Origin of the sequence: Nonomuraea terrae (genome assembly GCF_044465245.1) — a bacterium.
GTDB lineage: Bacteria > Actinomycetota > Actinomycetes > Streptosporangiales > Streptosporangiaceae > Nonomuraea > Nonomuraea terrae.
Genome location: NZ_JBITLL010000004.1, coordinates 1,151,199 through 1,175,967, shown reverse-complemented (window position 1 = coordinate 1,175,967; position 24,769 = coordinate 1,151,199). Strand labels below are relative to the sequence as shown.

The 24,769-nt window shown below is 70.2% G+C and carries 20 protein-coding genes and 1 rRNA gene; 10 read left to right on the top strand and 11 right to left on the bottom strand.

All coding sequences use genetic code 11. The annotated features are described in order from the left end of the window. A 5S ribosomal RNA gene (rrf, locus tag ACIBP6_RS23690) occupies window positions 1-92 on the top strand; the annotation flags it as partial. 380 nt (window positions 93-472) lie between these two features. On the opposite strand, the gene ACIBP6_RS23685 is transcribed toward rrf, so the two are convergent. Continuing rightward, complete coding sequence (locus ACIBP6_RS23685) at window positions 473-1,132, bottom strand: hypothetical protein (protein ID WP_397055356.1); 660 nt, start codon at window positions 1,130-1,132, stop codon at window positions 473-475. Between the two features lie 1,065 nt (window positions 1,133-2,197). On the opposite strand from ACIBP6_RS23685, the gene ACIBP6_RS23680 reads away from it, so the two are divergent. Beyond that, window positions 2,198-3,157: an alpha/beta hydrolase family protein gene (locus ACIBP6_RS23680; RefSeq protein WP_397055354.1), complete on the top strand. Its 960-nt coding sequence runs from the start codon at window positions 2,198-2,200 to the stop codon at window positions 3,155-3,157. A gap of 158 nt (window positions 3,158-3,315) precedes the next feature. Here ACIBP6_RS23680 and ACIBP6_RS23675 read toward each other — a convergent pair whose 3' ends face one another. Then, window positions 3,316-3,945, bottom strand: coding sequence for a LysE family translocator (locus ACIBP6_RS23675; protein WP_397055352.1), 630 nt, complete (start codon window positions 3,943-3,945; stop codon window positions 3,316-3,318). Window positions 3,946-4,044: 99 nt separating this feature from the next. Here ACIBP6_RS23675 and ACIBP6_RS23670 point away from each other — a divergent pair, with 99 nt between their 5' ends. After that, window positions 4,045-4,500, top strand: coding sequence for an Lrp/AsnC family transcriptional regulator (locus ACIBP6_RS23670; protein ID WP_397055350.1), 456 nt, complete (start codon window positions 4,045-4,047; stop codon window positions 4,498-4,500). Between the two features lie 380 nt (window positions 4,501-4,880). Here ACIBP6_RS23670 and ACIBP6_RS23665 read toward each other — a convergent pair whose 3' ends face one another. Further along, window positions 4,881-6,350, bottom strand: a complete 1,470-nt coding sequence (locus tag ACIBP6_RS23665; protein ID WP_397055348.1) for a phosphodiester glycosidase family protein — start codon at window positions 6,348-6,350, stop codon at window positions 4,881-4,883. Window positions 6,351-6,609: 259 nt separating this feature from the next. Here ACIBP6_RS23665 and trpS point away from each other — a divergent pair, with 259 nt between their 5' ends. Further along, window positions 6,610-7,572 (top strand): tryptophan--tRNA ligase, encoded by a 963-nt coding sequence (gene trpS / locus ACIBP6_RS23660; protein ID WP_397055346.1) that lies wholly within the window; start codon window positions 6,610-6,612, stop codon window positions 7,570-7,572. On the opposite strand, the gene ACIBP6_RS23655 is transcribed toward trpS, so the two are convergent. The 4 genes from ACIBP6_RS23655 to ACIBP6_RS23640 all read right to left on the bottom strand — a co-directional run bounded on the left by ACIBP6_RS23655 (window position 7,535) and on the right by ACIBP6_RS23640 (window position 12,611). Continuing rightward, entirely contained in the window at window positions 7,535-8,581 is a 1,047-nt protein-coding gene (locus tag ACIBP6_RS23655) for a methyltransferase (protein WP_397055344.1), read from the bottom strand. The two genes, trpS and ACIBP6_RS23655, sit on opposite strands and share 38 nt — an antisense overlap. Before the next feature lie 19 nt (window positions 8,582-8,600). Beyond that, window positions 8,601-10,211 carry a PucR family transcriptional regulator gene (locus tag ACIBP6_RS23650; RefSeq protein WP_397055343.1) on the bottom strand — a complete coding sequence of 537 codons (1,611 nt, stop codon included), beginning with the start codon at window positions 10,209-10,211 and terminating at the stop codon, window positions 8,601-8,603. Window positions 10,212-10,277: 66 nt separating this feature from the next. Continuing rightward, a complete protein-coding gene (locus tag ACIBP6_RS23645; protein ID WP_397055342.1) occupies window positions 10,278-11,906 on the bottom strand; it encodes an AMP-binding protein in 1,629 nt (542 codons plus the stop codon). Window positions 11,907-11,918: 12 nt separating this feature from the next. Continuing rightward, a complete protein-coding gene (locus ACIBP6_RS23640) occupies window positions 11,919-12,611 on the bottom strand; it encodes a TetR/AcrR family transcriptional regulator (RefSeq protein ID WP_397055340.1) in 693 nt (230 codons plus the stop codon). Between the two features lie 55 nt (window positions 12,612-12,666). Between ACIBP6_RS23640 and ACIBP6_RS23635 the strand changes: the two genes are divergently transcribed. Then, complete coding sequence (locus tag ACIBP6_RS23635; RefSeq protein ID WP_397055338.1) at window positions 12,667-14,127, top strand: MFS transporter; 1,461 nt, start codon at window positions 12,667-12,669, stop codon at window positions 14,125-14,127. Here the strand turns inward: ACIBP6_RS23635 and ACIBP6_RS23630 are convergent. Next, the gene (locus ACIBP6_RS23630) at window positions 14,124-14,822 is read right to left on the bottom strand and encodes an alternative oxidase (RefSeq protein ID WP_397055336.1); all 699 of its coding nucleotides are present in this window, start codon (window positions 14,820-14,822) and stop codon (window positions 14,124-14,126) included. The genes ACIBP6_RS23635 and ACIBP6_RS23630 overlap by 4 nt on opposite strands. Before the next feature lie 234 nt (window positions 14,823-15,056). Here ACIBP6_RS23630 and ACIBP6_RS23625 point away from each other — a divergent pair, with 234 nt between their 5' ends. The 3 genes from ACIBP6_RS23625 (at window position 15,057) to ACIBP6_RS23615 (ending at window position 19,068) form a co-directional block, all read left to right on the top strand. Beyond that, window positions 15,057-16,331: an aspartate aminotransferase family protein gene (locus ACIBP6_RS23625; protein WP_397055334.1), complete on the top strand. Its 1,275-nt coding sequence runs from the start codon at window positions 15,057-15,059 to the stop codon at window positions 16,329-16,331. Then, a complete protein-coding gene (locus ACIBP6_RS23620) occupies window positions 16,328-17,836 on the top strand; it encodes a CoA-acylating methylmalonate-semialdehyde dehydrogenase (RefSeq protein ID WP_397055332.1) in 1,509 nt (502 codons plus the stop codon). The genes ACIBP6_RS23625 and ACIBP6_RS23620 overlap by 4 nt, the downstream gene beginning before the upstream one ends. Window positions 17,837-17,931: 95 nt before the next feature. Then, window positions 17,932-19,068 carry an extracellular solute-binding protein gene (locus tag ACIBP6_RS23615; RefSeq protein ID WP_397055330.1) on the top strand — a complete coding sequence of 379 codons (1,137 nt, stop codon included), beginning with the start codon at window positions 17,932-17,934 and terminating at the stop codon, window positions 19,066-19,068. A gap of 4 nt (window positions 19,069-19,072) precedes the next feature. Here the strand turns inward: ACIBP6_RS23615 and ACIBP6_RS23610 are convergent, their stop codons facing one another. Beyond that, a complete protein-coding gene (locus ACIBP6_RS23610) occupies window positions 19,073-19,324 on the bottom strand; it encodes a hypothetical protein (protein ID WP_246075452.1) in 252 nt (83 codons plus the stop codon). A 159-nt stretch (window positions 19,325-19,483) separates the two neighbouring features. Continuing rightward, entirely contained in the window at window positions 19,484-20,812 is a 1,329-nt protein-coding gene (gene gabT, locus ACIBP6_RS23605; RefSeq protein ID WP_132619309.1) for a 4-aminobutyrate--2-oxoglutarate transaminase, read from the bottom strand. Window positions 20,813-20,937: 125 nt separating this feature from the next. On the opposite strand from gabT, the gene ACIBP6_RS23600 reads away from it, so the two are divergent. Then, on the top strand, window positions 20,938-22,422 hold the full coding sequence (locus ACIBP6_RS23600) for a PucR family transcriptional regulator (RefSeq protein ID WP_397055328.1): 1,485 nt from the start codon (window positions 20,938-20,940) through the stop codon (window positions 22,420-22,422). A gap of 6 nt (window positions 22,423-22,428) precedes the next feature. Here ACIBP6_RS23600 and ACIBP6_RS23595 read toward each other — a convergent pair whose 3' ends face one another. Then, the gene (locus ACIBP6_RS23595; protein WP_132621286.1) at window positions 22,429-23,055 is read right to left on the bottom strand and encodes a TetR/AcrR family transcriptional regulator; all 627 of its coding nucleotides are present in this window, start codon (window positions 23,053-23,055) and stop codon (window positions 22,429-22,431) included. A 284-nt stretch (window positions 23,056-23,339) separates the two neighbouring features. Here ACIBP6_RS23595 and ACIBP6_RS23590 point away from each other — a divergent pair, with 284 nt between their 5' ends. Continuing rightward, entirely contained in the window at window positions 23,340-24,767 is a 1,428-nt protein-coding gene (locus ACIBP6_RS23590; protein ID WP_397055325.1) for an aldehyde dehydrogenase family protein, read from the top strand. Window positions 24,768-24,769 lie beyond the last annotated feature (2 nt).

Below are 24,769 nucleotides of genomic sequence, written 5' to 3'. Positions count from 1 at the left end.
CACCCGGTTACATTCCGAACCCGGAAGTTAAGCTTCTCTGCGCCGATGGTACTGCACTCGGGAGGGTGTGGGAGAGTAGGTCACCGCCGGACAATTTTTTGAGGGGGGTCTCGACGCCTGTGGGTGTCGGGGCCTCCCTCTTCTTTTTGGTGTTTTACGAGTGCTCCGCGCTGATAGTCCGAGGGCTCCACGCTGATGCGTGGGGCCCTTTCTGCGTTCGTGGGTTGTGTGTTCCGACGACCATGGCCGGCGCTTGCGTAGAAGCGTTCAACGCGGGCTTGCTGTGCGGCGTAGTCGGGGACGTGCGGGAGGTCTTGCAAGCCTTATGCGTTGAAGCGATCGTGGATAACGACCGCGCCTGCCCGGAGAGGGTGGTCGTCCTGTACCAAGCACGCCAGAACTGCGACATCTCGGAGCTACCTGGCGTGCCACGGCGCGTTCGGGCGGGAGCAGGACCATGTCGCCGAGTTGTTCAGCATTGATGTTCCGCCTGCGCCACAAACTCGCCCTCCGTCAGGAAGGCGTCTTTGGCGGGCGTGGTCGAGTGATCCGGGATCATCACCTCGCCCTGCGCGATTTTCTGTTTGGACTGAGTGGTGAAGTAGGCATCGGCGAACCTCGTATGGGTTTCCAAGGAATACGCGGCGATCAGGTACGTCTGCCCGTCCTCGAAATCCAGGCTTCCCTCCTGAAGGGACCACCCGGCGGGCATCTCCTCCAAGTTCATGGACATGATGCCGCCGGTCATCGATGGCGCCTTGATGTCGGCATGCTCCAGGAGTTCGCCGGCGGCGCGCCGGTGGACCACCACTCCGTCCGGGGCATTCCCGCACCAGGACGCCACCATCGTAAGCTGCCCGTCGGCGTTCACCGTTACTCCGGTCAAGCCACCGGACGCCGGGCTGCCGTAGCCGCAGGCAACGGTCACGTAAGCGAGCCCCAGAACAGTGATGCATTTCGAAGTCACGTTCTTCATGCCCTGAATCCTGGCGAGGACGTTACTGGCGGTCAACAGTTTGTTCAGCCACCCTTTCTTCAGGTCCGCCTTTATTTCGCAGCGATTGGTGAACGCGTTGTGACCTGCGGCCGGGTAGGGGGTGGGACTGCGTACCAGAAGCCGGTCTGCTTGCATGGCAACACCACTGGTTCTTGTGGATGAGCTCATGCTGCGTAAGATCCGCACCGATCTCCTTCGAGCACTTCTTGGTAATGAAGATGCCGGCGATCCTGTAACCGCTACGTCCGTCTGGGATGGACTTCTCGGGTGTCCCGGTGCACATCGGCATGCCGTTGTGCTTGCCGCGATGGCCGACAGCGTGCGCGCCCAGTTCACTACCGCGGCCTGCTCTTCTGTCACTGAGGGAGGCCGATGGCGCAATGCTGTCCGCATAGTTCTCTCCTCTCATATGTGCTGACTGCCGACCTGCGGTCGCCTGTCGTCCATTGAGGGAAGGCGATCAATCGGCGGGGGCATGGTGCGGCGTGGCTGTCGGGTTCGGTGTAGAGGTTTCCGATGCCGCGCCTCAGTGCGATGGGTGTGCATGCCGGCCCGGGTTTGCTGGGGATGGCGGCTATGTCGAGCAACGCCCACGCACGGGGCGCCAATCGGTGGAGGAAATAGGTGTCAACGGTCGAAGGTGCTGGTGTCTGATCGCAACGCATTGGCGAGCCCGGGTTCGTGACCAGGAGGTCAACGAAGAGGTCGACCCGCCGGCGAAGAGCTGCGAGGGGAGTGTTGACACCGGTCGGCAAGGTTGGCCGGTTTCGGCGCGTGTTTCTACGTGGCGGCGGTACTGGGGTGTCGCCCACAGTGGCAAATGGCGGTGGATCCTCCCGATGCCGGTGGCTGATGTCGGGTCTGGCCGTGTTATCAGGTATCGGCGCGTCGATGCTGGGGTTGACGAGCGGCGGCGGCAGCGTCGGCGATAAGCAAGGTCGGAGGCAAGCGGGTCGGAGGCGGCGCAAGAAGGGCCTGCTCGTTTGCGCAGTGCGTTGCTGTGCTGCCTCGGGCCAGTACCTGGGCTGCGGCGGGCATCGGTCTCTCCTCTCAGCCGGCGATTGACGAAACGGAAAGCCGTTCCGTATAGTTTCGGGACAGTGTTCCGTTTCCGCGGAACGGGCGGCCTTCGCTTGCCGCCTCACCTGCCGTCCGCCGGACAAGACCGACGGCGAAGCCTTTGGAAAGAGAAGCCACATCATGAGTGAATCGACCTTCGCCGTGGACGCGCTGAGCGCGTCCGCTCCCGTCCTCTCGGTCAGTCCGGTGGTGCTGTCCGCTCCAGGTCGCGCGGTGGATCTGCAGGTGCGTGTCTCCGCGCCCGTGACCGGGAGCGAGCTGCCGATCATCCTCCTCTCGCACGGCCACGGGCCCTCGAACAACCTGTCCTCGCTGAACGGCTATGCCCCGCTCGCCCACTACTGGGCGGCGCACGGCTTCGTCGTCATCCAGCCCACGCATCTGAGCTCGAGGACGTTGCGTCTGGATCCCGGTCACCCTGAGGCGCCGCTGTACTGGCGATCACGGGCCGAGGACATGTCGCGCGTCCTCGACCGACTCGACGCGATCGAGGCCGCCGTGCCGCAGCTCCTTGGGCGCCTGGACTGGGGCAAGGTCGCCGTGGCGGGGCACTCGATGGGCGGGCACACTGCCGGCCTGCTGCTGGGCGCGCGGCTGACGGATCCCGATGACGGAAAGGAAGTGAACCTGGCCGAGCCTCGGATCAAGGCGGGTGTGCTGCTTGCCGCGCCTGGCAGGGGCGGCGATGCTCTCAGTGCGTACGCGGCCGAGAACTACTCGTTCTTCCTGACCACGGACTTCTCCGAGATGGCGACGCCCGCGCTCGTGGTCGCCGGTGACAATGACACCTCTGCTCACCTGACGGTTCGGGGCGCGGAGTGGCACACCGATCCCTACGTCCTCTCTCCTGGCCCGAAGTCCCTGCTCACCCTGTTCGGCGCAGAGCACGGGCTCGGCGGGGTCTCCGGATATGACGTCGCCGAGACCACGGACGAGAACCCCGAGCGGGTGGCCGTGGTGCAGCGGCTCACCTCGGCCTACCTCCGCAGTGAGCTCTACCTCGATGACCCCGCTTGGCAGGTGGCGTGTGACGCCCTGATGGCCGGCTCCAACCCGCTCGGGCGCGTCGAGTCCAAGTAAGCAAGAAGAGCCGCCATCTCCGGCCGTTGACCAGGGGTTGTGTCAGGTCGGCCGTGTCCGTGTCGAGCTGCAGCTCGCTGGTCGGCGGACGCGAGCGGCCCGCAGCCGGTATCGTCTCGCAGGCTTCGGGGAAGGTGCGGAGCCTCCCTGAGGCGGCGTCAGTGGGCGGTGAGGGTGGCGGCCGCGACCACCAGGAGCAGCGTGCCGGACACGGCGGAGATTCGGTGGGTGGCCTGCGGGGTGCCGGTGAGAGCTTGGCCGGCTCGGGCGGTGGCCAGGGCGATCAAGCCGTACAGGATCGCGCAGTTCACGACGTGGAGCAGGCCGAGTGCGGTGAGCTGGAGACCGATGGGGACCGTCGTGCCGGTGGCGATGAACTGGGGCATCAGCGACAGGTAGAGCAGGAGGCCCTTCGGGTTGAGCAGGGCCGTGAGGATGCTCTGGCGTAGCACTTTCCCCGCCGGGTCGGGGGTGGAGGAACCGAGCGCGGGGCCGGTGCGGTTGCGCAGACTCATGAGGGTGCGTACGGCGAGGAACACCAAGTATGCCGCGCCGGCGTAGCGCATCGCGGGCAGGGCGGCGGGGACGGCGCGCAGTGCGGCGGCCAGCCCGGCGGCGGCCAGGACGGTGTGCACCGCGTAGCCGCAGCAGATGCCGGTCACCGCCATCAGCCCCGTGCGACGGCCCTGTCCGAGGGAGCGGGCCGTCACGTAGAGCATGTCGGGGCCGGGCGTGCAGACGAGCAGCAGATCCATGCCCAGGAAGAGCAGGACGAGTCGCAGGTCCACGGGCTCTCACCTCCTCGCGGCCGACGGTAGTCGAGGAGGAGTGGCAGGCGATGGTTGATTTATGCTGGGACGTCGGCATATGTGGCAGGATGTTGCGTCATGGATCGGATTGACCGCAGGATCCTTCTAGAGCTGCAGCGCGACGGGCGACTCAGCAACACCGAGCTGGCCGATCGGGTGGGCCTCACGCCGTCGCCGTGCCTGCGCCGGGTGCGCCATCTGGAGGAGACCGGCGTGATCCGCGGCTATCGGGCGCTGCTCGACGGTGACGCGGTGGGGCGGGGGTTCCAGGCGTTCGTCACGGTGGTGATGCGGTACGAGGACCACGACACCGTGGCGGACTTCGAGGGGCGGGTGGCGGAGATGCCGGAGGTGGTGGAGGCGTACCGGCTGTTCGGTGATCCCGACTTCCTGCTGCGGGTGGCGGTCGCGGACCTGGCGGCCTACGAGCGGTTCTACTCCGAGACGTTGTCCGGGCTGCCGGGGGTGGCGCAGGTCACCTCGCATCTCGCCATGAAGGCGGTGAAGGAGGACACCGGGCTGCCGGTGTCCTGATGGCCTGGCGCGACGGGCCCGTCGCACTGGAACCCTGCCGGATGTCCCCGGGCGACGGGCCCGCACCGCACCTGGCCCCAGCCGGTCGGAGATCCTCCGCGTAAGGACTTCGCCGGTCAGGGGCCTCGCGGAACAGGGGCTCGCCGGTCGGGGATCCGCCGTACATACCTTGCCGGTCGGGAACCCCGCCGCAACGGGAACCTGCTGGCACGGGCCCCTGCCGCAACAGGAACTCCGCCGCAACGGGAACCCTGCCGCAACGGGGACCCATCAGCAACGGGGATCGCGCCGCAACGGGAACCTGCTGGAACGGGACTCCTGCCGCAACGGGGATCCCGCCGCAACGGGGATCCCGCCGCAACGGGGTCCCCGTTGCGGGGTTACCTCGGTAGGACGAGGAGGGCGTCGCCGACGGCGCGTTCGGCACCGTCGGCGGGGCGGTTGACCGGCTTCTTGCCGACGACCAGGGTCGTCGATCCGCCGCCGTCCAGGTTGATCGCCTGCGTCGCGCCGAGCCAGCGCATGAACTGGGCCGCCTCCACGAAGTTCGCGCCGATGGTCTCGCCGGGGCGGCGTCCGTCGATGGCGGCCAGGATCAGGCTGCCGTCCTTGGTGGTGCCGACCAGGGTGCGCGGGTGGCGGCGGAGGATCATGTTCATCGAGTCGTGCCCGTCCCGCTTTGCGGTGATCTTGACCTCGCCGTTGCGGACGAGGCCGACGCCGCCCGCGACGACGTGCAGGTCCGGGGTCAGCTTGAGGGCCTTCTTCGTCCGCAGGTCGATCACGCGGGTGTCGATCTTGACCGTCCACCCCTCCCAGGCGTGCTCGTTGAGCCAGTCGCCGACCAGACCGTTGCCGTGCAGGACGCGTGTCCCGGCGCCCACCGCACGACCGGAGGGACGCAGGCGGAGGACACGGTCGTTAGCGTCGAGGATCGCGTCGACGCCGCCCGTGGGGGTCTTGGCGCCGAACTCCTCGGTGTAGAGGACCAGCTCGTCCGTGGCGGCAGCCCGGTTGACGCCGTCGACCCGGGTCCGCGTGCCGTCCTCGGACGTCGCGGTGACGGAGGTCTCCAGCTCGGTGATCTTGGCGGTACGGCCCCTGAGCACCACCGCCGAGCGGCCGGGCACGGCCTCGCTCAGCAGCCGGCCGCGCACCACGGACGCCCCCAGGGGCTCGCCGCGCAGGGCCGGGGAGGTGTGGATGTTGTAGAAGCCGCCGTTGACGCCGACCAGCGCCTTGCTCGCCCTGGCCATCGAGGAGACGGTCTCCCGCTTGGCCACGCTGCCGCCGAGCGAGGCGGCGTACGAGCCGCGGAACGTTCTGGGGTCGATCATGACGACCTTGGCGTTCCAGGGGCCGGTCGTCTTGAGCCCGTCGTCGCCGAGGTAGTCGACCTTCACCTTGAGGCCGGCGTCCTTGAGCGTCGCGGCCGTCTTCTCGGCCTTCTTCTTCTCCTTGAAGGCCCACAGGCCGACGCGGACCATGTACACGGTTTGGGACGGGGAGTCGGCGACGCCGGGCCTGATCACCTTCTGCAGGCTGGCGCTCTCCCCGGCCGCCTCCACTTCGGCGACCTTGAGCTCGGCGGTGGTGAGCGTCCCGTAGTCGCGGCCGTTCGGCATGAGCACGGTCACCGTGTAGCCGTCGGTGTGCGTGCCCGCCTTCACGTCGTACAGGTCGATGCCCTGGGTCACGGTGGTCATGGTCTTCATCGGCACTGGCCTGGTGCCCAGAGGGAACCTTGCCGACGGGAACCTCACCGACTGCTCCGCCGTGGCGGGCAGAGCGGTGAGGGTGAGCGCCGCGGCTGTGGCAAGACCGCCGGCGGCGAGGGTGCGTCGAGACATGAACTCTCCAGAGGGCGGAAAACGGACCGCACCATCCTGACGAGATCAAGGTCCACGGGGCAGGAGAACGCGCCAAACGGGTAAAGAGGTTACGAGATTGACACCGGCAGCAGATATTCTGGGATATGTGACTCGCACCCTCATCTGCCTGTGGTGGCGGCCGACAGACGGCCGCTGAATCCACCTGCCTGGCCGTCCCTGAGACGGCCCACGGTGCGCGGCTCTCCGGGACGGCATGATCCCAAGGAGAGAAACCTCGATGAACGACGTCGTGCTCACGGGCGACCGCCCGACCGGTCCGCTGCATCTGGGCCACTATTTCGGCTCACTGGCCAACCGGGTGATGCTGCAGGACAAATTCCCCATGTACGTGCTGATCGCCGACTATCAGGTGATCACCGACCGAGACGTGCCGGGCGAGATCCGGCGGCACACCACCGGGCTGCTGCTCGACTACCTGGCGGTCGGCATCGACCCGGCCAAGGCCACGATCTTCCAGCACAGCGCGATCCCCGAGCTGAACCAGCTGATGCTGCCGTTCCTGAGCCTGGTGTCGGTGTCGGAGCTGCGGCGCAACCCCACGGTCAAGGACGAGATCGCGCACAGCTCGCAGAGCGCGGTGAGCGGCCTGATGTTCACCTATCCGGTGCACCAGGCCGCCGACATCCTGTTCTGCAAGGGCACGCTGGTGCCCGTGGGCAAGGACCAGCTGCCGCACGTCGAGGTGACGCGGCTGGTGGCGCGGCGCTTCAACGAGCGCTACGGGGAGGTGTTCCCGCTGCCGGAGGCCATGATGGGCGAGCAGCCGCTGCTCAAGGGACTCGACGGCGGCAAGATGAGCAAGAGCCGCGGCAACGCGATCGCCCTGTCGGCCACCGAGGACGAGACGGCCGCCCTCATTCGCAAGGCCGTCACCGACTCCGAGCGGCTGATCACGTTCGACGAGGAGCGCCGGCCGGGGGTGTCCAACCTGCTCACGCTGGCCGGTCTGTGCCTGGGGCGCTCGCCGCGCGAGCTCGCGGACGAGATCGGCGACGGCGGCGCCGCCACGCTCAAGCGGGTGACCACGGAGGCGGTGAACGACTTCCTGCGGCCGATCAGGCGGCGGCGGGCGGAGTACACCGAGGCCGACGTCCGGCAGATCCTGGCCGAGGGCAACGCCAGGGCCCGCGAGCGGGCGGTCCTCACGCTCGACGAGGCGCAGACCGCGATGGGGTTCTAGCCACGGCGAGCTCCGTGACCGGGGAGCGGAGCGGGCGGCGGTGCCGTACGTCGCGGAAGCCCGCCGTGCGCAGCAGGGCCGCGATCTCGCGCCGGCCGCGCACCTTCCCGCCCACGGCGACCAGGTAGTTGAGGTCGAGCAGGTGGAGCAGGGCGCGGCTGGCCCGGCCGGGCATGAGGCTGTCGCCGAACTGGTCGCCGACGACGAGCGTCCCGCCCGGGTTGAGCGCCGCCGCCAGGCGCCGCAGCAGGGTGGCCGTCTCGTCGTCGGTCAGGCCGTGCACGACGTTGAACAGCAGGGCGACGTCGTACCCGTCGCCGAGGTCGTCATCCAGGAACGAGCCCGCGCGTGGTGTCAGGCGGGGGTGGTCGGCGGCGGCCAGCAGCGCCTGCGGCAGGTCGATGACGGTGGCCCGCAGCGCGGGGTGGCGGCGCAGCAGCGCCACGCTGAACAGCCCGTGGCCGCCGCCCACGTCGAGCAGCAGCCGGGCGCCGCGCGGCACGGAGACGGCCCGCGCCACGGCGGGCGCCTGCTGCCGGGCCAGCGCCGCCGTCCATGCCTGGAACGACCGCGACAGCGCGGGGTCGCTCTCCAGCAACGCGTAGAAGGGGATGACGGGCGCGCCGCCGCGTACGGCCCGCTCGACCTCGGGCCAGATCACGCACGCGGTACGCTCCCAGAACTCCAGCCCGGCCACCAGGGACGTCGGCGAGCCGGTCGTGAACCACAGCCTCGCGGCGCGGCTCAGCCGGTACCGGCCGCCCCTGACCCGTAAGTAGCCGAGCCCGGCCAGCGTCCGTAACAGCACGCCGGCCGCGACGGGGTCCACGCCGAGCGCGGCGGCGAGCTCGTGGTCGGTCAGCGGCCGGGAGCGCAGGGCGTCGAAGACCCCCAGCCGGGCGGCCGCGACGAGCGCGTGCAGCCCCAGGGCGCCGAAGTAGTCGAACATCGGGGGCACGATCGACAGCCTGTGGGCGGCGGCTTCGATGACGTTGTAGAAGAGGGGCACACCAGCGACAGTAAGCCGGTCAGCGCGTCTCCCGGCGGAAGGACTCCAGGGCCAGCAGGGCGACGTGCAGTGACAGGCACGACTCCACGTCGTCGAGGTGGGTGTCGAGGATGCGTTCGAGGCGGCGCAGGCGGTCGTAGAAGGCGGGCCTGGACAGGTGCGCCCGCTGCGCGGCGACGGCCTTGTTGCGCCCGGAGTCGAGGTAGACGCGCAGGATGCGGGTCAGGTCGCCGCCCCGCTGGGCGTCGTGGGCCAGCAGCGCGCCGAGCTCCCGTTCGGCGAACGTCTGCAGCCGCGCGTCGTCGCGCAGCAGGTGGAGCAGGCCGCGCAGGCGCAGGTCGGGCAGCCGGTAGACGGCCCGGCCGTCGGGCTGGCGGACCGCCACGTCGGCCACCTGCTCGGCTTCGAGGAAGCTGCGGCGTACGTCGCGCAGCGACTCCACGACCGAGCCCGCCGCCAGGACGAACGACGAGGGCCACAGTGTGCGGAGCCGTTCGGACAGTGAGGTCAGGGCGGGGTCGGCCTGGGCGCGGGGCGGCAGCGGCAGCAGCACCCCGATGCGCTCCTGGTCGAGCGCGCCGACCAGGGCGGGCAGGCGTTCGTCGCGGCAGGCGGCGGCGGTCGCCTCGGCCAGCTCGCCGAGCTGGGCGTGCCCGTCGAGCGCCTGGTCGGAGGTCTCGGTCGGGCGGATGACCACGCTGACCAGCCGGCGGCCCGTCAGCGGCACGCCCACCGCGCGGGCGCGGGCGGCGGCCTCCTCGGGGTCGGCGTAGGCGTGGGTCAGGATGCCGGTGATGATCGTGCCGTGAGCCTGGCGTTCGAGCGACTCCTGGTGGCGTTCGAGCAGGCGGCCGAGGGCGAGCGTGGTGGCGGCGCGCTCGGCCAGCACCATGTCGCGCGGCGTCGGCGGCGCCTCGCACAGCAGGATCAGCCGCCCCCAGTCCTGCCCGCGCGCGCCCACCATGGTGACCAGCCACCCGGAGGCCAGGTCGTACGCCGTGCGCTCGCCCGGCGCGACGGCCCGGGACCTGGACTCCCAGCCGGCCAGCAGGCTGCCCGCGTCGCGCCCGCCGGGCTCGCAGGCCAGCACCTGATGGGCGAGGTTCTCCAGCAGCACCGGCCGCCCGGACAGCCGGGTGACCTGGGCCAGCACCTCGGCCGGCGAGGCGCCCTCGACCGACAGCTCGGTGAAGACCTCGTGCAGCTGCTCGGAGGCGCGCAGCTCCTCCAGCTGGATGTCGATGATCCGGGAGTGGACCGACTCGGTGATCTGCACGAACGGCGTCTCGCGGGTCAGCACGATGAGCGGCAGGCCGTGTTCCTCGGCGGACTTGACCACGGCCGCCGGCAGCTCGCCGACGAACTTGCGGCCCAGCTCGACGATCAGCCCCGAGGCGCCGACCTGGGACAGTTCCCCGATGTAGTCGGTCAGCTTCTCGGGGTCGTCGGGCAGGGCGACGCCCGTGGTGAGCACCAGCTCGCCGCCTCTGAGCAGGTAGGCGATGTCGGCGATCTCGCCGACGTGCACCCACCGCACCTTGGTGTCGAGCCGGTCGGCGCCCGCGACCACGCGCGGGCTACCCCGGCGCACGGTCTCCAAGGCGAGAACGTCGGCGATGGTGGGCAGCACGGGGCAGAGCCTAGCTGATCACGTAGTAGGAACGCAGATAGGGCAAATCACACTTTGTGCCCCTTTTCATGAAATAAGGTCCTCCTCGCGAAACTCGCGCTGCGGCGCGCGTACACGCAGCTCAACGCGGCGGATCTTGCCGGAGATCGTCTTGGGCAACTCGTCGAACTCCAGCCGGCGCACCCGCTTGTACGGCGCCACCTCCCTGCGGCAGTGCTCGAAGATCGACCGGGCGGTCTCCTCATCCGGCTCGAACCCCGGCGCGAGCGTCACGTACGCCTTCGGCACGGCCAGGCGCACCGGGTCGGGGGCCGGGACGACGGCCGCCTCCGCCACGGCCGGGTGCTCCAGCAGCACGCTCTCCAGCTCGAACGGCGAGATGCGGTAGTCGGAGGCCTTGAAGACGTCGTCGGTGCGGCCGACGTAGGTGATGGAGCCGTCGGCGTCGCGGGTGGCGACATCGCCGGTGTGGTAGAAGCCGTCACGCATCGCCTCCCCCGATCCATCGACATATCCCGACATGAGGCCGAGGGGGCGGCGGTCGTCCAGCGGCAGGCAAATCTCGCCGTCGTCCCCCGGCTCGCCCGAGACCGGGTCGATCAGCACGACGTCGTAGCCGGGCAGCGGACGCCCCATGGACCCGGGCCTGACCGGCTCGTCCGGCGCGTTGCCGATCTGCGCGGTGGTCTCGGTCTGGCCGTAACCGTCGCGGATCGTGATGCCCCACGCCTTGGCCACCTGGTCGATGATCTCGGGGTTGAGCGGCTCGCCGGCGGCCACGGCCGTACGCAGCGGCGGCTTCCAGGCGGCGAGATCCTCCTGGATGAGCATCCGCCACACCGTCGGCGGCGCGCAGAACGTGTTGACCCGCTCGTCGCGCAGCACCTGCAGCAGCGCGGCTGCCGAGAAGCGTTTGTAGTCGTGGACCAGCACGGTGGCCCCGGCGTTCCAGGGGGCGAAGACGTTGCTCCAGGCGTGCTTCGCCCACCCCGGCGACGACACGTTCAGGTGCACGTCACCCGGTTTCACCCCGATCCAGAACATCGTCGACAGATGACCCACCGGGTAGGAGGCGTGGGTGTGCTCGACCAGCTTCGGCTGGGAGGTGGTGCCGGAGGTGAAGTAGAGCAGCAGCGTGTCGCCGGCCCGCGTGGGCCCGTCAGGGGTGAAGGACTCGGACGCGTCGTACGCCTCGTGGTACGGCAGCCAGCCGTACGCGTCGCCGACCGCGATCTTCGTGTACTCGCCGGCGCCGAACTTGCCGGCGTCGGAGGCGTTGGCGATGACGTGGGCGACGCCGCCGCGGTCGATCCGCTCGGCGACGTCCTTGGCGGTCAGCAGCGTCGTGGCGGGGATGACGACCGCGCCCAGCTTCATCACCGCCAGCAGCGCCTCCCACAGCTCGGCCTGGTTGCCGAGCATGAGCAGGACACGATCTCCGCGGCGCACCCCCTGCTCGTGCAGCCAGCCCGCGACCTGGTTGGAGCGGGCCGACAGGGCGGCGAAGGTGTAGGAGGCGCTGCTGTCTCCCACGATCTTGAGAGCGACGGCGTCGGGCCTCTCTGCGGCCAGCACCCCGTCGAACCAGTCGAGCGCCCAGTTGAACTCGGTGAGCTCGGGCCAGCGGAAGTCGCGGCGGGCGGTGGCGGCGTCGGCGCCGAGAAGGAAGTCTCGGGCGGCACGGAAATCGCTCATGCCCGGATCCTGCTACGTCGCCAGCCGCCGCTCAAGGCCGTCGAGCACCGACACGAGCCCGAAGTCGAAGCAGAGCTCGCGCACGGCCTGCGGATCCTCGTACACGTCCAGGTCCACGCTTTCCAGCATCTCGGGAAAATCGGCGGCGGCCTTGCGGACGGTGGCGCGCATCTCGTCGGCGTCGTAGCGGGTCTGGCCCATCGTGGCGTTCCAGGCGATCTCGGGGATCGTCATGCCGAACACGTAGGCGGTGAGCGTGGAGCTCGCGAAGTCGATGACGGACCCCTCGAAGCCGGCCGCCTTGAACATCCGGCGCATCCGGTCGGCGACGTGCAGGGCGTTGGGGCCGAGCGCGGGCAGGCGGCCGATCAGGTCGCCCGACCACGGGTGGCGCAGGATGACCTGGCGCATGCTGTGGGCCAGCGCGGACAGGGCGTCGCGCCAGCCCACCTCGTCGGGGTCGACGACGGCCATCTCGCCCCAGACCTGGTCGTAGGCCAGCTCCAGCAGCTCGTCCTTGGTGGCGACGTACCAGTAGAGGCTGGTCGCGCCGGCGCTCAGCCGCGCGCCGAGCTTGCGCATGCTCAGCCCGTCGAGCCCTTCCTGGTCGAGCAGCTCGACGGCGGCGGCGACGATCTCCTCGCGGCTGCGCCCGGGACCGCTGGGCTTGCGCGGCTCGCGGAGCCAGACGGAGGTGAACGACATGACCCCAGGATAAAACCACTCGCACAGTGTACGAGGATCGTCGTACGGTGTGCGAGTGAACTCGAACACTGTACGAGACCCTCGCCGCTGGTGGATTCTCGGCGCCCTCTGCCTGACGATGCTCGTCCTGGTCATCGACAACACGGTGCTCAACCTGGCCATCCCCTCGCTCACCGAGGAGCTGGGCGCGACGCCGTCCGACATCCAGTGGATCATCGACGCCTACGTGCTGGCCTTCGCCGGACTGCTCATCACCTCGGGCAGCCTGTCCGACAAGTACGGCCGCCGCCTGTTCCTGGTCATCGGCCTGGTCCTCTTCGGCGGCGCGTCGCTGCTCGCCGTGCTCGCCACCGAGCCCTGGCAGCTCATCGCCGCCCGTGGCCTGATGGGCGTCGGCGGCTCGCTGGTCATGCCGTCCACGCTGTCGATCCTGATGACCGTCTTCGACGACACCGAGCGGCGCAAGGCGATGGCGTCATGGAGCGCCGTGGCGCTGGTCGGCATGGTGTCGGGCCCCACCGTGGGCGGCTTCATGCTGGAGCACTACTGGTGGGGCTCGGTCTTCCTGCTGAACATCCCGGTCGCGGCGCTGGCCGTCGTGGCCGCGCTCGTCCTGATGCCGGAGACGCGCACCGCGGGCCGGAAGGTCGACCCGGTGGGCGTGGTGCTGTCGGTCACCGGTCTCACCGCCGGCGTCTACGTGATCATCGAGCGCGAGTGGAACCTCCCGGTCATCGCGCTCGCGGTGCTCGCCCTCGTCGGGTTCGTGCTCTGGGAGCGCAGCCGGGAGGAGCCCATGCTTCCGCTGCACCTGTTCGCCAACCGCAACTTCAGCGGCGCGTCGTTCTCGATCCTGCTGATGTCGTTCGGCGCGGGCGCCGTGATGCTCATGCTCACCCAGTACCTGCAGTTCGTCCTCGGCTATGCGGAGATGCGGGCGGGGCTGGCCATGCTGCCGTACGCGGTGGCGGCGGCCGTCTTCAACGGCGTCGGAGCCGCACTCGGGCAGAGGCTCAGCAACCGGACGCTGATCGGGGCCGGGTTGTCGCTCATGGCCGGGGGCTTCGCCGTCATGGCCACGACCACCGGCTACCCGACGCTGCTCACCGCGCTGGTGATCATGGGCATCGGCGGCGGGCTCGCCGGGCCGTCCGCGTACGCCTCGCTCATGGGCGCGATCCCGATCGAGCACGCCGGCGTCGGCTCGGCGCTCAACGACACCGTCCAGCAGGTCGGCATGGCGCTGAGCATCGCCGTGCTGGGCAGCGTGCTGGCCGGCCGGTACACCGCCGAGATGCCGGCCGAGCTGCCCGCCGCGGCCAGGGAGTCCATCGGGGCGGCGCACCCGATGGGCTTCGGCGAGGCCGCCAACGCGGCCTTCACCTCCGCCATGCATCTCGGCTCGTGGGTGGGGGCGGCCTTCTGCGTGGCCGCCGCGCTGCTCGCGGTCATCGTGCTCCGCCCGGCCGCGCCCGTCGCGGATCCCGAGCCGGAGCCGGAGCACGCACCGGCCTAACGCACACGGGGCTCTCGCATGCTCTCCAGGCTGTCGAGCTTGTGCGTGCGCTCGTCATGGCCGATCTGGCGCAGCAGATCGGCCACCGAACGGTAGCGGCCGTACTCGGCGGCGTACGTGCCGGGGTCGGGCACCAGCTCCAGCTCCGGGTGCTCGGCCACGAACGTCATGTACTCGTGCTCGGCGTGGTCCTCGAACTCCGCGTTCAGCCGGTAGCTCCAGTCCGGCCGGAGGAGGAACAGCAGCCAGGACACGTGGTAGTAGAAGAACGCGATCAGCCACGGCGCCACCTTGTGCGGCAGCCACGACTGCCGCTGCCCGGTGCGCTGCACGAGGTCCTGCAGGATGAGCAGGTGCCACTGCTCGTTGTCCTGGTCGGCGCGGGCCTCCACGATCCGCTCGAACACCCTCCTGGCCAGCGCGGAGCGGCCCGCGTGCCGGTGCACGAGCAGGTAGCCGATCCGCTCCCACGCCTGGTACGGCACCCGCGCGATGATCTCCAGCATGGCGAACTTCGTGTACGACCCCTCTTTGCCGTACATGAGGTCGACCGGCTTGAACATCATCCTGGCCAGCAGGCTGTAGTCCATGCGCGGCGTGTCCAGGGTCTCCCGCTGGGCGCGCAGCAGCTCCTCGCGGCTGAGCTTCGGCGGCCCGGACGGCGTCCGGTGGCGCTGCTCGACGGTGACGGTCATCTCGATCTCTCCTTCGTCTCGATGACTCGATCGTCGCCGAGAGGTGTGCGCCGGCGCGTCGGCCTGCGGAGGGCTTCCGCACTGCCTCCTGCGGCGTAAATGATGGGGATTCCGTACGTCCCCAGACGCACGGGACATCCCCTAAGGGGCCGATTACAGGTTGTAAGGTGAATTTGCCGCATGCCGACAGCTTGCGGATAGGAGCATCGCGGACAGGGACGGGATACTCAGTACATGTCGGAGCTTCTCGCGCGCCATCGGGCAGTGATGCCGAACTGGCTTGCGCTCAACTACAACGAGCCCATCGAGATCGCCAGCGGCAAGGGCAACCGGGTCGTCGACGCCGACGGCAAGAGTTACCTGGACTTCTTCGCCGGCATCCTCACCAACATGATCGGCTACGACGTGCCCGAGGTACGGGAGGCCGTCGAGCGTCAGCTCGCCACCGGAGTGGTGCACACCAGCACCGCCTACCTGCTGCGCGGCCAGATCGACCTGGCCGAGAAGATCGCGCGGCTCTCCGGCATCCCCGACGCCAAGGTCTTCTTCACCAACTCCGGCACCGAGGCCAACGAGACCGCGCTGCTGCTGGCCACGTACGCGCGCAAGAGCGACCAGGTGCTGGCCATGCGCCAGAGCTACCACGGGCGCAGCTTCGGCGCGATCAGCGTCACCTCCAACCGGTCCTGGAAGAACAACTCGTTCTCCCCGCTCAACGTGCACTTCCTGCACGGCGCCGACCGGCACCTCACCCAGTTCAAGGGCCTGTCGGACGCCGACTACATCAAGGCGTGCGTGGACGACCTGCGCCACGTGCTGGCCACCTCCGTCTCCAACGACGTCGCGGCGCTGATCGCCGAGCCGATCCAGGGCGTGGGCGGGTTCACGATGGCCCCCGACGGGCTGTTCGCCGCGTACAAGGAGGTGCTCGACGAGCAGGGCATCTTGTTCGTCTCCGACGAGGTGCAGACCGGTTGGGGCCGTACCGGCAGCGCGTTCTTCGGCATCGAGAACCACGGCGTGACCCCTGACATGATCACGTTCGCCAAGGGCCTCGGCAACGGCTTCGCGGTCGGCGGCATCGTGGCGCGCGGCGACCTGATGGACGCCCCCCACGCCGTGGGCCTGTCCACGTTCGGCGGCAACCCCATCTCCATGGCCGCCGCCAACGCCACCCTCGACTACGTCCTCGACCACGACCTGCAGGCCAACGCGGCCCGCACCGGTGAGATCATCATCAGCGGGCTGAAGGCGGCGGCCGAGCGGCTGCCCGTGGTCCAGGAGGTCCGCGGCAAGGGCCTGATGTTCGCCGTCGAGCTGGAGACGCCGGCGCAGGCCGCCCGCTTCATGGAGGAGACCAAGAAGCTGGGGCTGCTGGCCGGCAAGGGCGGCCTCTACGGCACCGCCATCCGCATGGCCCCGCCGCTCACGCTGACGGTGGACGAGGCCACCGAGGGCCTCGGCATCATCGTCGCCGCCCTCGAGACGATCAACGCGGAGCAGCAGTGAAGTCGGTCAAGCACTGGATCAACGGCGCCCTCGCGGACGGGGACCCCGCGCGTACCGCGGAGATCTTCAACCCGGCCACCGGCGAGGTGAGCGGGCACGTCGCGCTGGCCTCAGCCGCCGACGTGGACGCCGCCGTGGCGGCGGCCGCCGCGGCCTTCCCCGCCTGGCGCGACGCGTCGCTGATCAAGCGTTCGCAGGTGCTGTTCCGCTTCCGCGAGCTCATGTACGCTCACCGCGACGAGCTGGCCGCGCTCATCTCCTCCGAGCACGGCAAGGTGCACTCCGACGCGCTCGGTGAGGTGGCCCGCGGCCTGGAGGTCGTCGAGTTCGCCTGCGGCATCCCCCACCTGCTCAAGGGCGGCTTCTCCGAGGGCGTCTCGACCAAGGTCGACTCCTACTCGATCCGGCAGCCGCTGGGCGTGGTGGCCGGCATCACGCCGTTCAACTTCCCGGCCATGGTGCCGATGTGGATGTTCCCGATCGCGATCGCGTGCGGCAACGCGTTCGTGCTCAAGCCGTCGGAGAAGGACCCGTCGGCGTCGCTGCTGATGGCGCGGCTCTGGCAGGAGGCCGGGCTGCCCGACGGGATCTTCTCCGTGGTGCAGGGCGACAAGGTCGCCGTCGACCGCCTGCTGGAGCATCCCGACGTGCGTGGCGTCTCCTTCGTCGGCTCCACCCCGATCGCCCAGTACGTCTACGAGAGCGGCACCCGGCACGGCAAGCGCGTGCAGGCGCTCGGCGGCGCCAAGAACCACATGCTCGTGCTGCCCGACGCCGACCTCGACCTGGTGGCCGACTCGGCGGTGTCGGCCGGGTTCGGCTCGGCGGGGGAGCGCTGCATGGCGATCTCCGTCGTGCTGGCCGTCGACCCGATCGGCGACGAGCTCGTCCAGAAGATCGTCGAGCGGGTGGACGACCTGGTGGTCGGCCCCGGCGACGACCCGAAGGCCCAGATGGGGCCGCTGGTCAGCGGGCCCCACCGCGACAAGGTGGCCTCCTACCTCGACCTCGGCGTCCAGGAGGGCGCCAAGCTGGTGGTGGACGGCCGTGAGGCTCCCGTGCTCGGCGGCGGCAAGGCGGCGGAGACACCGGGTTTCTGGCTCGGCCCGACCGTGCTCGACCACGTGCCCGTCGGCTCGCGCACCCACACCGACGAGATCTTCGGGCCGGTGCTGTCGATCGTCCGCGTCTCCTCGTACGAGGAGGGCCTTGAAGTGATCAACGGCGGCCTGTACGGCAACGGCACCGCGATCTTCACCAACGACGGCGGCGCGGCCCGGCGCTTCCAGAACGAGGTCGAGGTCGGCATGATCGGCGTCAACGTGCCGATCCCGGTGCCGATGGCCTTCTACAGCTTCGGCGGCTGGAAGTCGTCCCTGTTCGGCGACACCCACGTGCACGGCACCGAGGGCGTGCACTTCTACACCCGCGGCAAGGTCGTCACCTCCCGCTGGCTCGATCCCTCGCACGGCGGCGTCAACCTGGGCTTCCCCACCAACGGGTGACACTCCCGAACCCGGCCGGGAGGGAGCGGCGTCTCTCCCGGCCTCGTCCCCGGTAAGCTCCACCACACGGACGAAGGGGACATGAAGGGGAGATCGTGAATCGTCGTCGGACTTTTGCCGTGGCGCTCGCCGTGACGGCGCTGGCGGCCGGCATGGGCGCGGCGCGGTCCACCCCCACCCCCGGCCCGAGCGCCACCCCGACGCCCAGCCCGTCGCCGAGCGCGACGCAGAGCGACGGCACGCTGCAGATCCTCACCTACCGCGGCTACGCCGAGTACGGCAGCGTCAGCCCCCGGGCCAACTGGGTGGTCCCCTTCGAGAAGGAGACCGGCTGCCGGATCGCCCGGCTCGACATCGCGCACAGCCCCGAGGACCTCGCCGCCAAGGTCGACGACCGGCCCTACGACGTCATGACCGCCGGGCCCGTGCTGGCCGCCGACCTCGTCGAGGGCAAGAAGGCGCAGCCGATCGACACGGCCAAGGTGAGCGGCTACGACGACCTCGACGAGCGGTTCCGCGACATGACCACGGTGGACGGCAAGGTCTACGGGGTGCCGTACCTGTGGGCGTACCACGAGTACGTCTACGACTCCGACAAGGTCAAGGACCCGCGGCTGGAGCAGGTGTTCACCTCCGAGCGGTCGGCGCTGCGCGACAATCCGCTGACGATCGCCGACGCCGCGCAGGCCGAGGGGTCGGCGGAGGAGCCGTACGAGCTGGGGGCCGGCGACCTCGGCCGGGCGGCGGAGCTGCTCGGGCGGCAGAAGGAGCGCACGTACTGGCGCGACGCGATCGACCTGGTGAAGGGGTTCGCCACGGGGTCGCTCGACTACGCCCAGGTCACCCCTTACCATCGCCTGCTGCTGCAGAAGGCCGGGCTGCCGGTCAAGACCCTGGAGACCCGGGAGACCACCGGGTGGGCCGACTCGTGGATGCTCGGCGCGCACGTCGCCGACACCACCTGCGCCTACCGGTGGCTCACCTGGGTGGCCTCGCCCGACAGGCAGCGTGACGCGGCGGCGTGGGCGGGCATGGCGCCCGCCGGCGACAAGGCGTGCAAGGGGCGGGCCAGGCAGATGTGCGAGCTGTACGGCGTGGGCGACGACAAGGTGCTCGACCGGGTGGTGTTCGCGGTGCGCCCGCCCGGCGACTGCCAGGCCGGCGAGGGCAAGTGCGCCGACCTGCCCGATTACACGGCCTGGGCCGAACGCTGGCGCGAGCTGGTCGAATAGCCGATCAGCGGGTGGGGAAGGCGACGACGGTGGCCGCCGGCGAGGGAGCCAGCGCCTCGGCGCAGTCTTCGCAGGCCAGGACGGTCGACTCGTCGGGCAGGACCCCCACGCGGACCCGCGGGCGAGGCCACCTCTTGAGACAGACGACGCAGGCGTCGCCGTAGCGCTGGGCCGGCGTCAGACCTTCGGGATCGAACGTCACCGTGCTCCGCGCCGCTCTGGTCGCACCCCGGTTCATCACGCTCCCAGCAGCCATTGCCCCTCCGTATAGACGGAACCGTTATAACCCTGACCGAGGCCGTGAGCGTCCAGCTGAGCGTCAAGTCAGGGTGAATTCTCTACCCGACTGCCGCCACTTACACCACAAAAAGGGACATCCAGCCGCAAGCCGGATGCCCCTTTCAGAGGGTTTCGTCTACAGTTCGGCGATCGCCTTCTCCAGGATGCCGAGACCCTCCTCAAGCAGGTGCTCGGGCATGACGAGCGGCGGCAGGAATCGCAGCACGTTGCCGTACGTGCCCGCGGTCAGCACCAGCAGGCCTTCCGCGTGGCAGCGCCTGGCGACCTCCTGCACGGCCGCCGGGTTCGGCTCCTTGGTGCCGGGCTCGACCAGCTCGATGGCGATCATCGCGCCCCTGCCGCGTACGTCGCCGATCACGTCGAAGCGCTCCCGCATGGCCTGGAGCCGGGGGAGCATGATCTCGCCGATCCGGCGGGCCTTGGCGACCAGGTCCTCCGCCTCGATGGTCTCCAGCACGCCGAGCGCGGCCTCGCAGGCGAGCGGGTTGCCGCCGTACGTGCCGCCGAGGCCGCCGGAGTGCACCTTGTCCATGAGTTCCGCCCGGCCGGTCACGGCGGCCAGCGGCAGGCCGCCCGCGATGCCCTTGGCGGTGGTGATGATGTCGGGCACGACGCCCTCGTCCTCGCAGGCGAAGAGCGTCCCGGTGCGCGCGAAGCCGGTCTGCACCTCGTCGGCCACGAACACGATCCCGTTGGCCCGGCAGAACTCGGCGACGCGCGGCAGGAACCCGCGGGCCGGCACGATGAACCCGCCCTCGCCCGCGATCGGCTCGATCACCACGGCGGCCACGTTCTGCGCGCCGATCTGCTTGGTGATCAGGTCGATGGCCTGCTCGGCGGCCTCCTCGGCGCAGTTCTCCGGCCCCGTCGGCCACCGGTACGGGTAGGCCAGCGGCACCCGGTAGACCTCCGGCGCGAACGGCCCGAACCCCTCCTTGTACGGCATGTTCTTGGCCGTCAGGGTCATCGTGAGCAGCGTGCGGCCGTGGTAGCCGTGGTCGAAGACGACGACGGCCGGCCGCCCGGTGGCGTGCCGGGCGACCTTGACCGCGTTCTCCACGGCCTCGGCGCCCGAGTTCACCAGGAAGGTGCGCTTCTCGTGGTCGCCGGGGGTGAGCTCGTTGAGCTTCTCGCACACCCGCACGTACGACTCGTACGGGGTGACCATGAAACAGGTGTGGGTGAAGTCGGCGACCTGCTTCTGGACGCGTTCGACGACCCTGGGGGCGGAGTTGCCGACGTTCGTCACGGCGATGCCGGAGCCGAAGTCGATCAGCGAGTTCCCGTCGGCGTCCTGCACCACGCCACCGCCGGCGCGCGTGACGAACACGGGCAGGGTGGTGCCGATGCCGGGCGGCACGGCGGCCTGCTTGCGGGCCAGCAACTCCTGGGACTTGGGGCCGGGGATGGCGGTCACGAGACGCCGCTCCTGGGGAATGCTCATGGCTCCGACGCTACGGTGGGCGCACACCTGCGCCGATACGTCGATATGTCACACTGAGAGTGATCGTCTTCGCCGGAATGGATAAAACTCTCATGCCGCCTTCGTTGCGGACCGTCGTGCGCCGCGTGAATCTCCGGCCACTGGCCGGGACGTCGCGCCAGGGGGTGCTGGACGCTCCCGTGCGGTGGGTGGCGGTCAGTGAGCTGGCCGACCCGACCCCTTACCTGGAGGGCGGGGAGCTGCTGCTGACCACGGGCATGCGGATGGAAGGCGACCAGTCCGGATATGTCGCCCGGCTCGTGGCGCGCGGTGTGGCCGGGCTCGGGTTCGGGGTCGGGGTCTCGCACGAGGAGACGCCGCCCGCTCTGGTCGAGGCCGCCGAGGCGGCCGGGCTGCCACTGCTGGAGGTGCCCCGCGAAACGCCGTTCATCGCGATCGGCAAGCTGGTCAGCGAGCTGCTCGCCGCCGAGCAGTACGACGAGATCACCCGCGCCTTCGCCGCGCAGGGCCGGCTGACGCGGGCGGCGCTGCGCCCCGAGGGCACCCACGCGGTCATCGACCGGCTGGCCAAGGAGGTCGGCGGGTGGGCGGCGCTGCTGGGGGAGTCGGGCGAGGTCCTGCACGCCACCCCGGGCGCCGTGACGGACAAGGTGACCGCCGCACTCGCCCGCCATCGCATCGGACCGGCCGACGCGCAGGACGAGACCCCGCCCAGGGAACCGACCGCGGAGGCGTCGCGGTGGGGCATGGCGCCCGAGCGGATGCCGGCCAGCCTGGCGTTGTCGGGCCCCGGCGAGCGTATCGTCGTGCAGCCGCTGGGCGGCGGCGCGCGTCCGCGCGGCTTCTTCGCCGTCGGCGCCGCGCACACGTTCTCGCCGGTCACCCACACGGTGATCAACGCCGCCGGCTCGTTGCTCACGCTGGCGATGGAACAGGGCAGGACGAGGCTCAGGGCCGAGCGCGGGATCCGTACCGCGGTGCTGGAGCTGCTCCTGGCCGGTGAGGAGGGCCGGGCCCGCGCGGTCCTGGAGCCGATCGGCGGCCGTCTGCCCGACGACCCCGTGGTGGTGCTCGCGGCGGACGCCGCCGCACTCGACGCCCTCGAACCCCGCGCCTTCACCGCCGTGCCCGCCGGCGACGTGGTGTTCGCGCTGGTGGGCGAAGGGCAGGTCGAGGCGGTGGCACGGGAGGCGGAGGGGCCCGTGGGGGCGAGCCTGCCGTTCCCGTACGAGGCCGGGGCGCTGCGCGGCGCGCTGGAGCAGGCGTCGCGGGCGCTGGCGGCCAAGAGCGGTGCGGGGCTGCAGCGCTTCGGGGACCTGGCGGGACAGGGGCTGCTCGGTCTGCTCGACCCGGCCGCCGCCCAGGCGTTCGCCGCCGCCGTCCTGGCCCCTCTCACCGGGTACGGCTCACGCGCCGACCTGGTGCGGTCGCTGCGCGCGTACCTGGAGTGCAACGGGCACTGGGACGCGGCGGCGCAACGGCTCGGCGTGCACCGCCACACCCTGCGTTACCGCATGAGACGCGTCGCCGAGCTGCTCGGCCGCGACCTCGACGACCCCGGCGTACGCGCCGAACTGTGGCTCGCCCTCGAAGCCGCCCGGCGCGGCTGAGCCCGGTTATCTGGGCTTGTCCACCTGGTAGCAGCAGATGACGGCCGTGGTCACCGCTTCGCACGTGCGGCCGTCGCGCAGGTGCCCGGCACGTTCCAGGCTGACCGCGCCCTGGGCCGCCGCCCACAGGGCGTCCGCGATCTTGCGGGGCTGGGTGGGAATCAGGTGGCCGGCCGAGATGCACTCGGCGATCACCCGGTCGAGGATGTTCAGGGCCGCGCGGGCGAGGGTCCTGGCCCGCTCGCTGGGCTCGAAGCCGGGGATGGCCTGCTCGAACATCAGGCTGTAGTAACCGGGCTCCGCCAGACACGCCTGCCGGTACGCCGGGCCGAGCGCGGTCAGGTGTTCGAGCGGGTCGCGCCGCTGCGGCACCGCCTCCAGGAACCGGCGGAAGCGCTCGAAGCCCTCCAGGTAGAGCGCCTCGGCCAGGCCCTCCCGGTTGCCGAACATCGTGTAGATGACGGTCGTCGTGCAGCCCGCCTCGTCCGCGATCCGCCGCATGGTGAGGCTGTCGGGACCGTCGGTCTGCAGCAGGTTGACCGCCACGTCCAGCAGGCGAGAGCGGAGCTCGTCATGGGTGGCGCGCTCACCGAGGAGGTAGGCGCCCTGCAACCCCAGAGGCGGTGAGGTCATGACACCTCCTCTGTGGCCGAGGAGGTCGCTGTGACCTCACGCTGTTCGGTCACGGGGCCCACGCCTTTCTGCTCGGGGGCCCGCCGCGCTGGAGACCCGCACACGATGACTTAGCCAGGGCAGAGATCGCTCAAACCACCCCGCGTGGTAAACATCATGAATTGGGTCTACTTCCGTTACATCGTGGGTATACACCAGAGCTTGTACTTAACGGTGAGTGCTCCGGGGAGTCTTGTGCAACGTGGTGTAAATGCCCCGACCCCGTGGTCGCATAACGTCAAGGTATGGACGTGCGTACCTTCTGGCTGGCCGGCCGCTCCGCGACCGGGGAGACCGAGCTCACTGTCACCAATCCGCTTGACGGCCGCGAGGTCGGCCGGCATTCCGTGCCGACCGACGCCCAGGTGGAGGAGGCCGTCGCGGCCGCCCACGCGGTGGCCAAGGAGGCCGCCGCGCTGCCCGTGCACGTACGCGCGGAGGCCCTGGCCCACGTCGCGCGCCGCATCGCCGAACGGGCCGAGGAGTTCGCCCAGCTGATCACGGCCGAGAACGGCAAGCCGATCCTGTGGGCGCGCGGCGAGGTGAGCCGGGCCGTGGCCACCTTCCGCTTCGCCGCCGAGGAGGCCCGCCGCTGGTCGGGCGGCGTGCAGCGGCTCGACACCGAGCCGGCGGCCGCCGGGCGGCTGGCGTACGTGACGCGGGTGCCGTACGGGCCCGTGCTGGCGATCACCCCGTTCAACTTCCCGCTGAACCTGGTCGCGCACAAGGTGGCCCCGGCCATCGCCGTCGGCGCTCCCGTCATCGTCAAGCCGGCTCCGGCCACGCCGCTGTCGTCGCTGCTGCTCGGCGAGATCCTGGCCGAGACCGACCTGCCCGCGGGCATGTTCTCGGTCCTGCCCGTCGCGAACGACCGCGCCTCCGGCCTGGTGCAGGACCCCCGGCTGCCCGTGGTGTCGTTCACCGGCTCCGCGCCCGTCGGGTACGCCATCGCCGACCAGGTGCCGCGCAAGCACGTGACACTGGAGCTGGGCGGCAACGCGGCGGCGGTCGTGCTGGCCGACGCCGACCTCGACTGGGCGGCCCAGCGCGTCGCGCTCTACTCCAACTATCAGGCGGGTCAGAGCTGCATCGCCGTGCAGCGGGTCATCGTCGAGGAGCCGGTCTACGACGCGTTCGTGGAGCGCCTGCTCCCGGCCGTCTCCGCGCTCGTCACCGGCGACCCGGCCGACGAGAAGACCCAGGTGGGCCCGCTGGTGTCGCCGGCCGCGGCCGAGCGGGTCGAGCAGTGGGTGCGCGAGGCCGTCGAGGCCGGGGCCGAGGTGCTGGCCGGCGGCACCCGCGAGGGCGCCACCGTCGCGCCGACCGTGCTGGCCGGCGTGCCGCGTGAGGCCAAGGTCGCCTGCGAGGAGGTCTTCGGGCCCGTCATGATCCTGCAGCGGGCGGCCTCGATCGACGAGGCGTACGCGATGGTCAACGACTCGAAGTACGGGCTGCAGGCCGGGGTGTTCACCCGCTCGCTCGACGCCGCCTTCCGGGCGAACCGCGAGCTGGAGGTCGGCGGCGTGATCATCGGCGACGTGCCGTCGTACCGGGCCGACCAGATGCCGTACGGCGGGGTCAAGGACTCCGGCATCGGTCGGGAGGGCCTGCACTCGGCCATGGACGACCTGACGTACGAGAAGGTCATGGTGCTGACCGGGCTCACGCTGTAGGA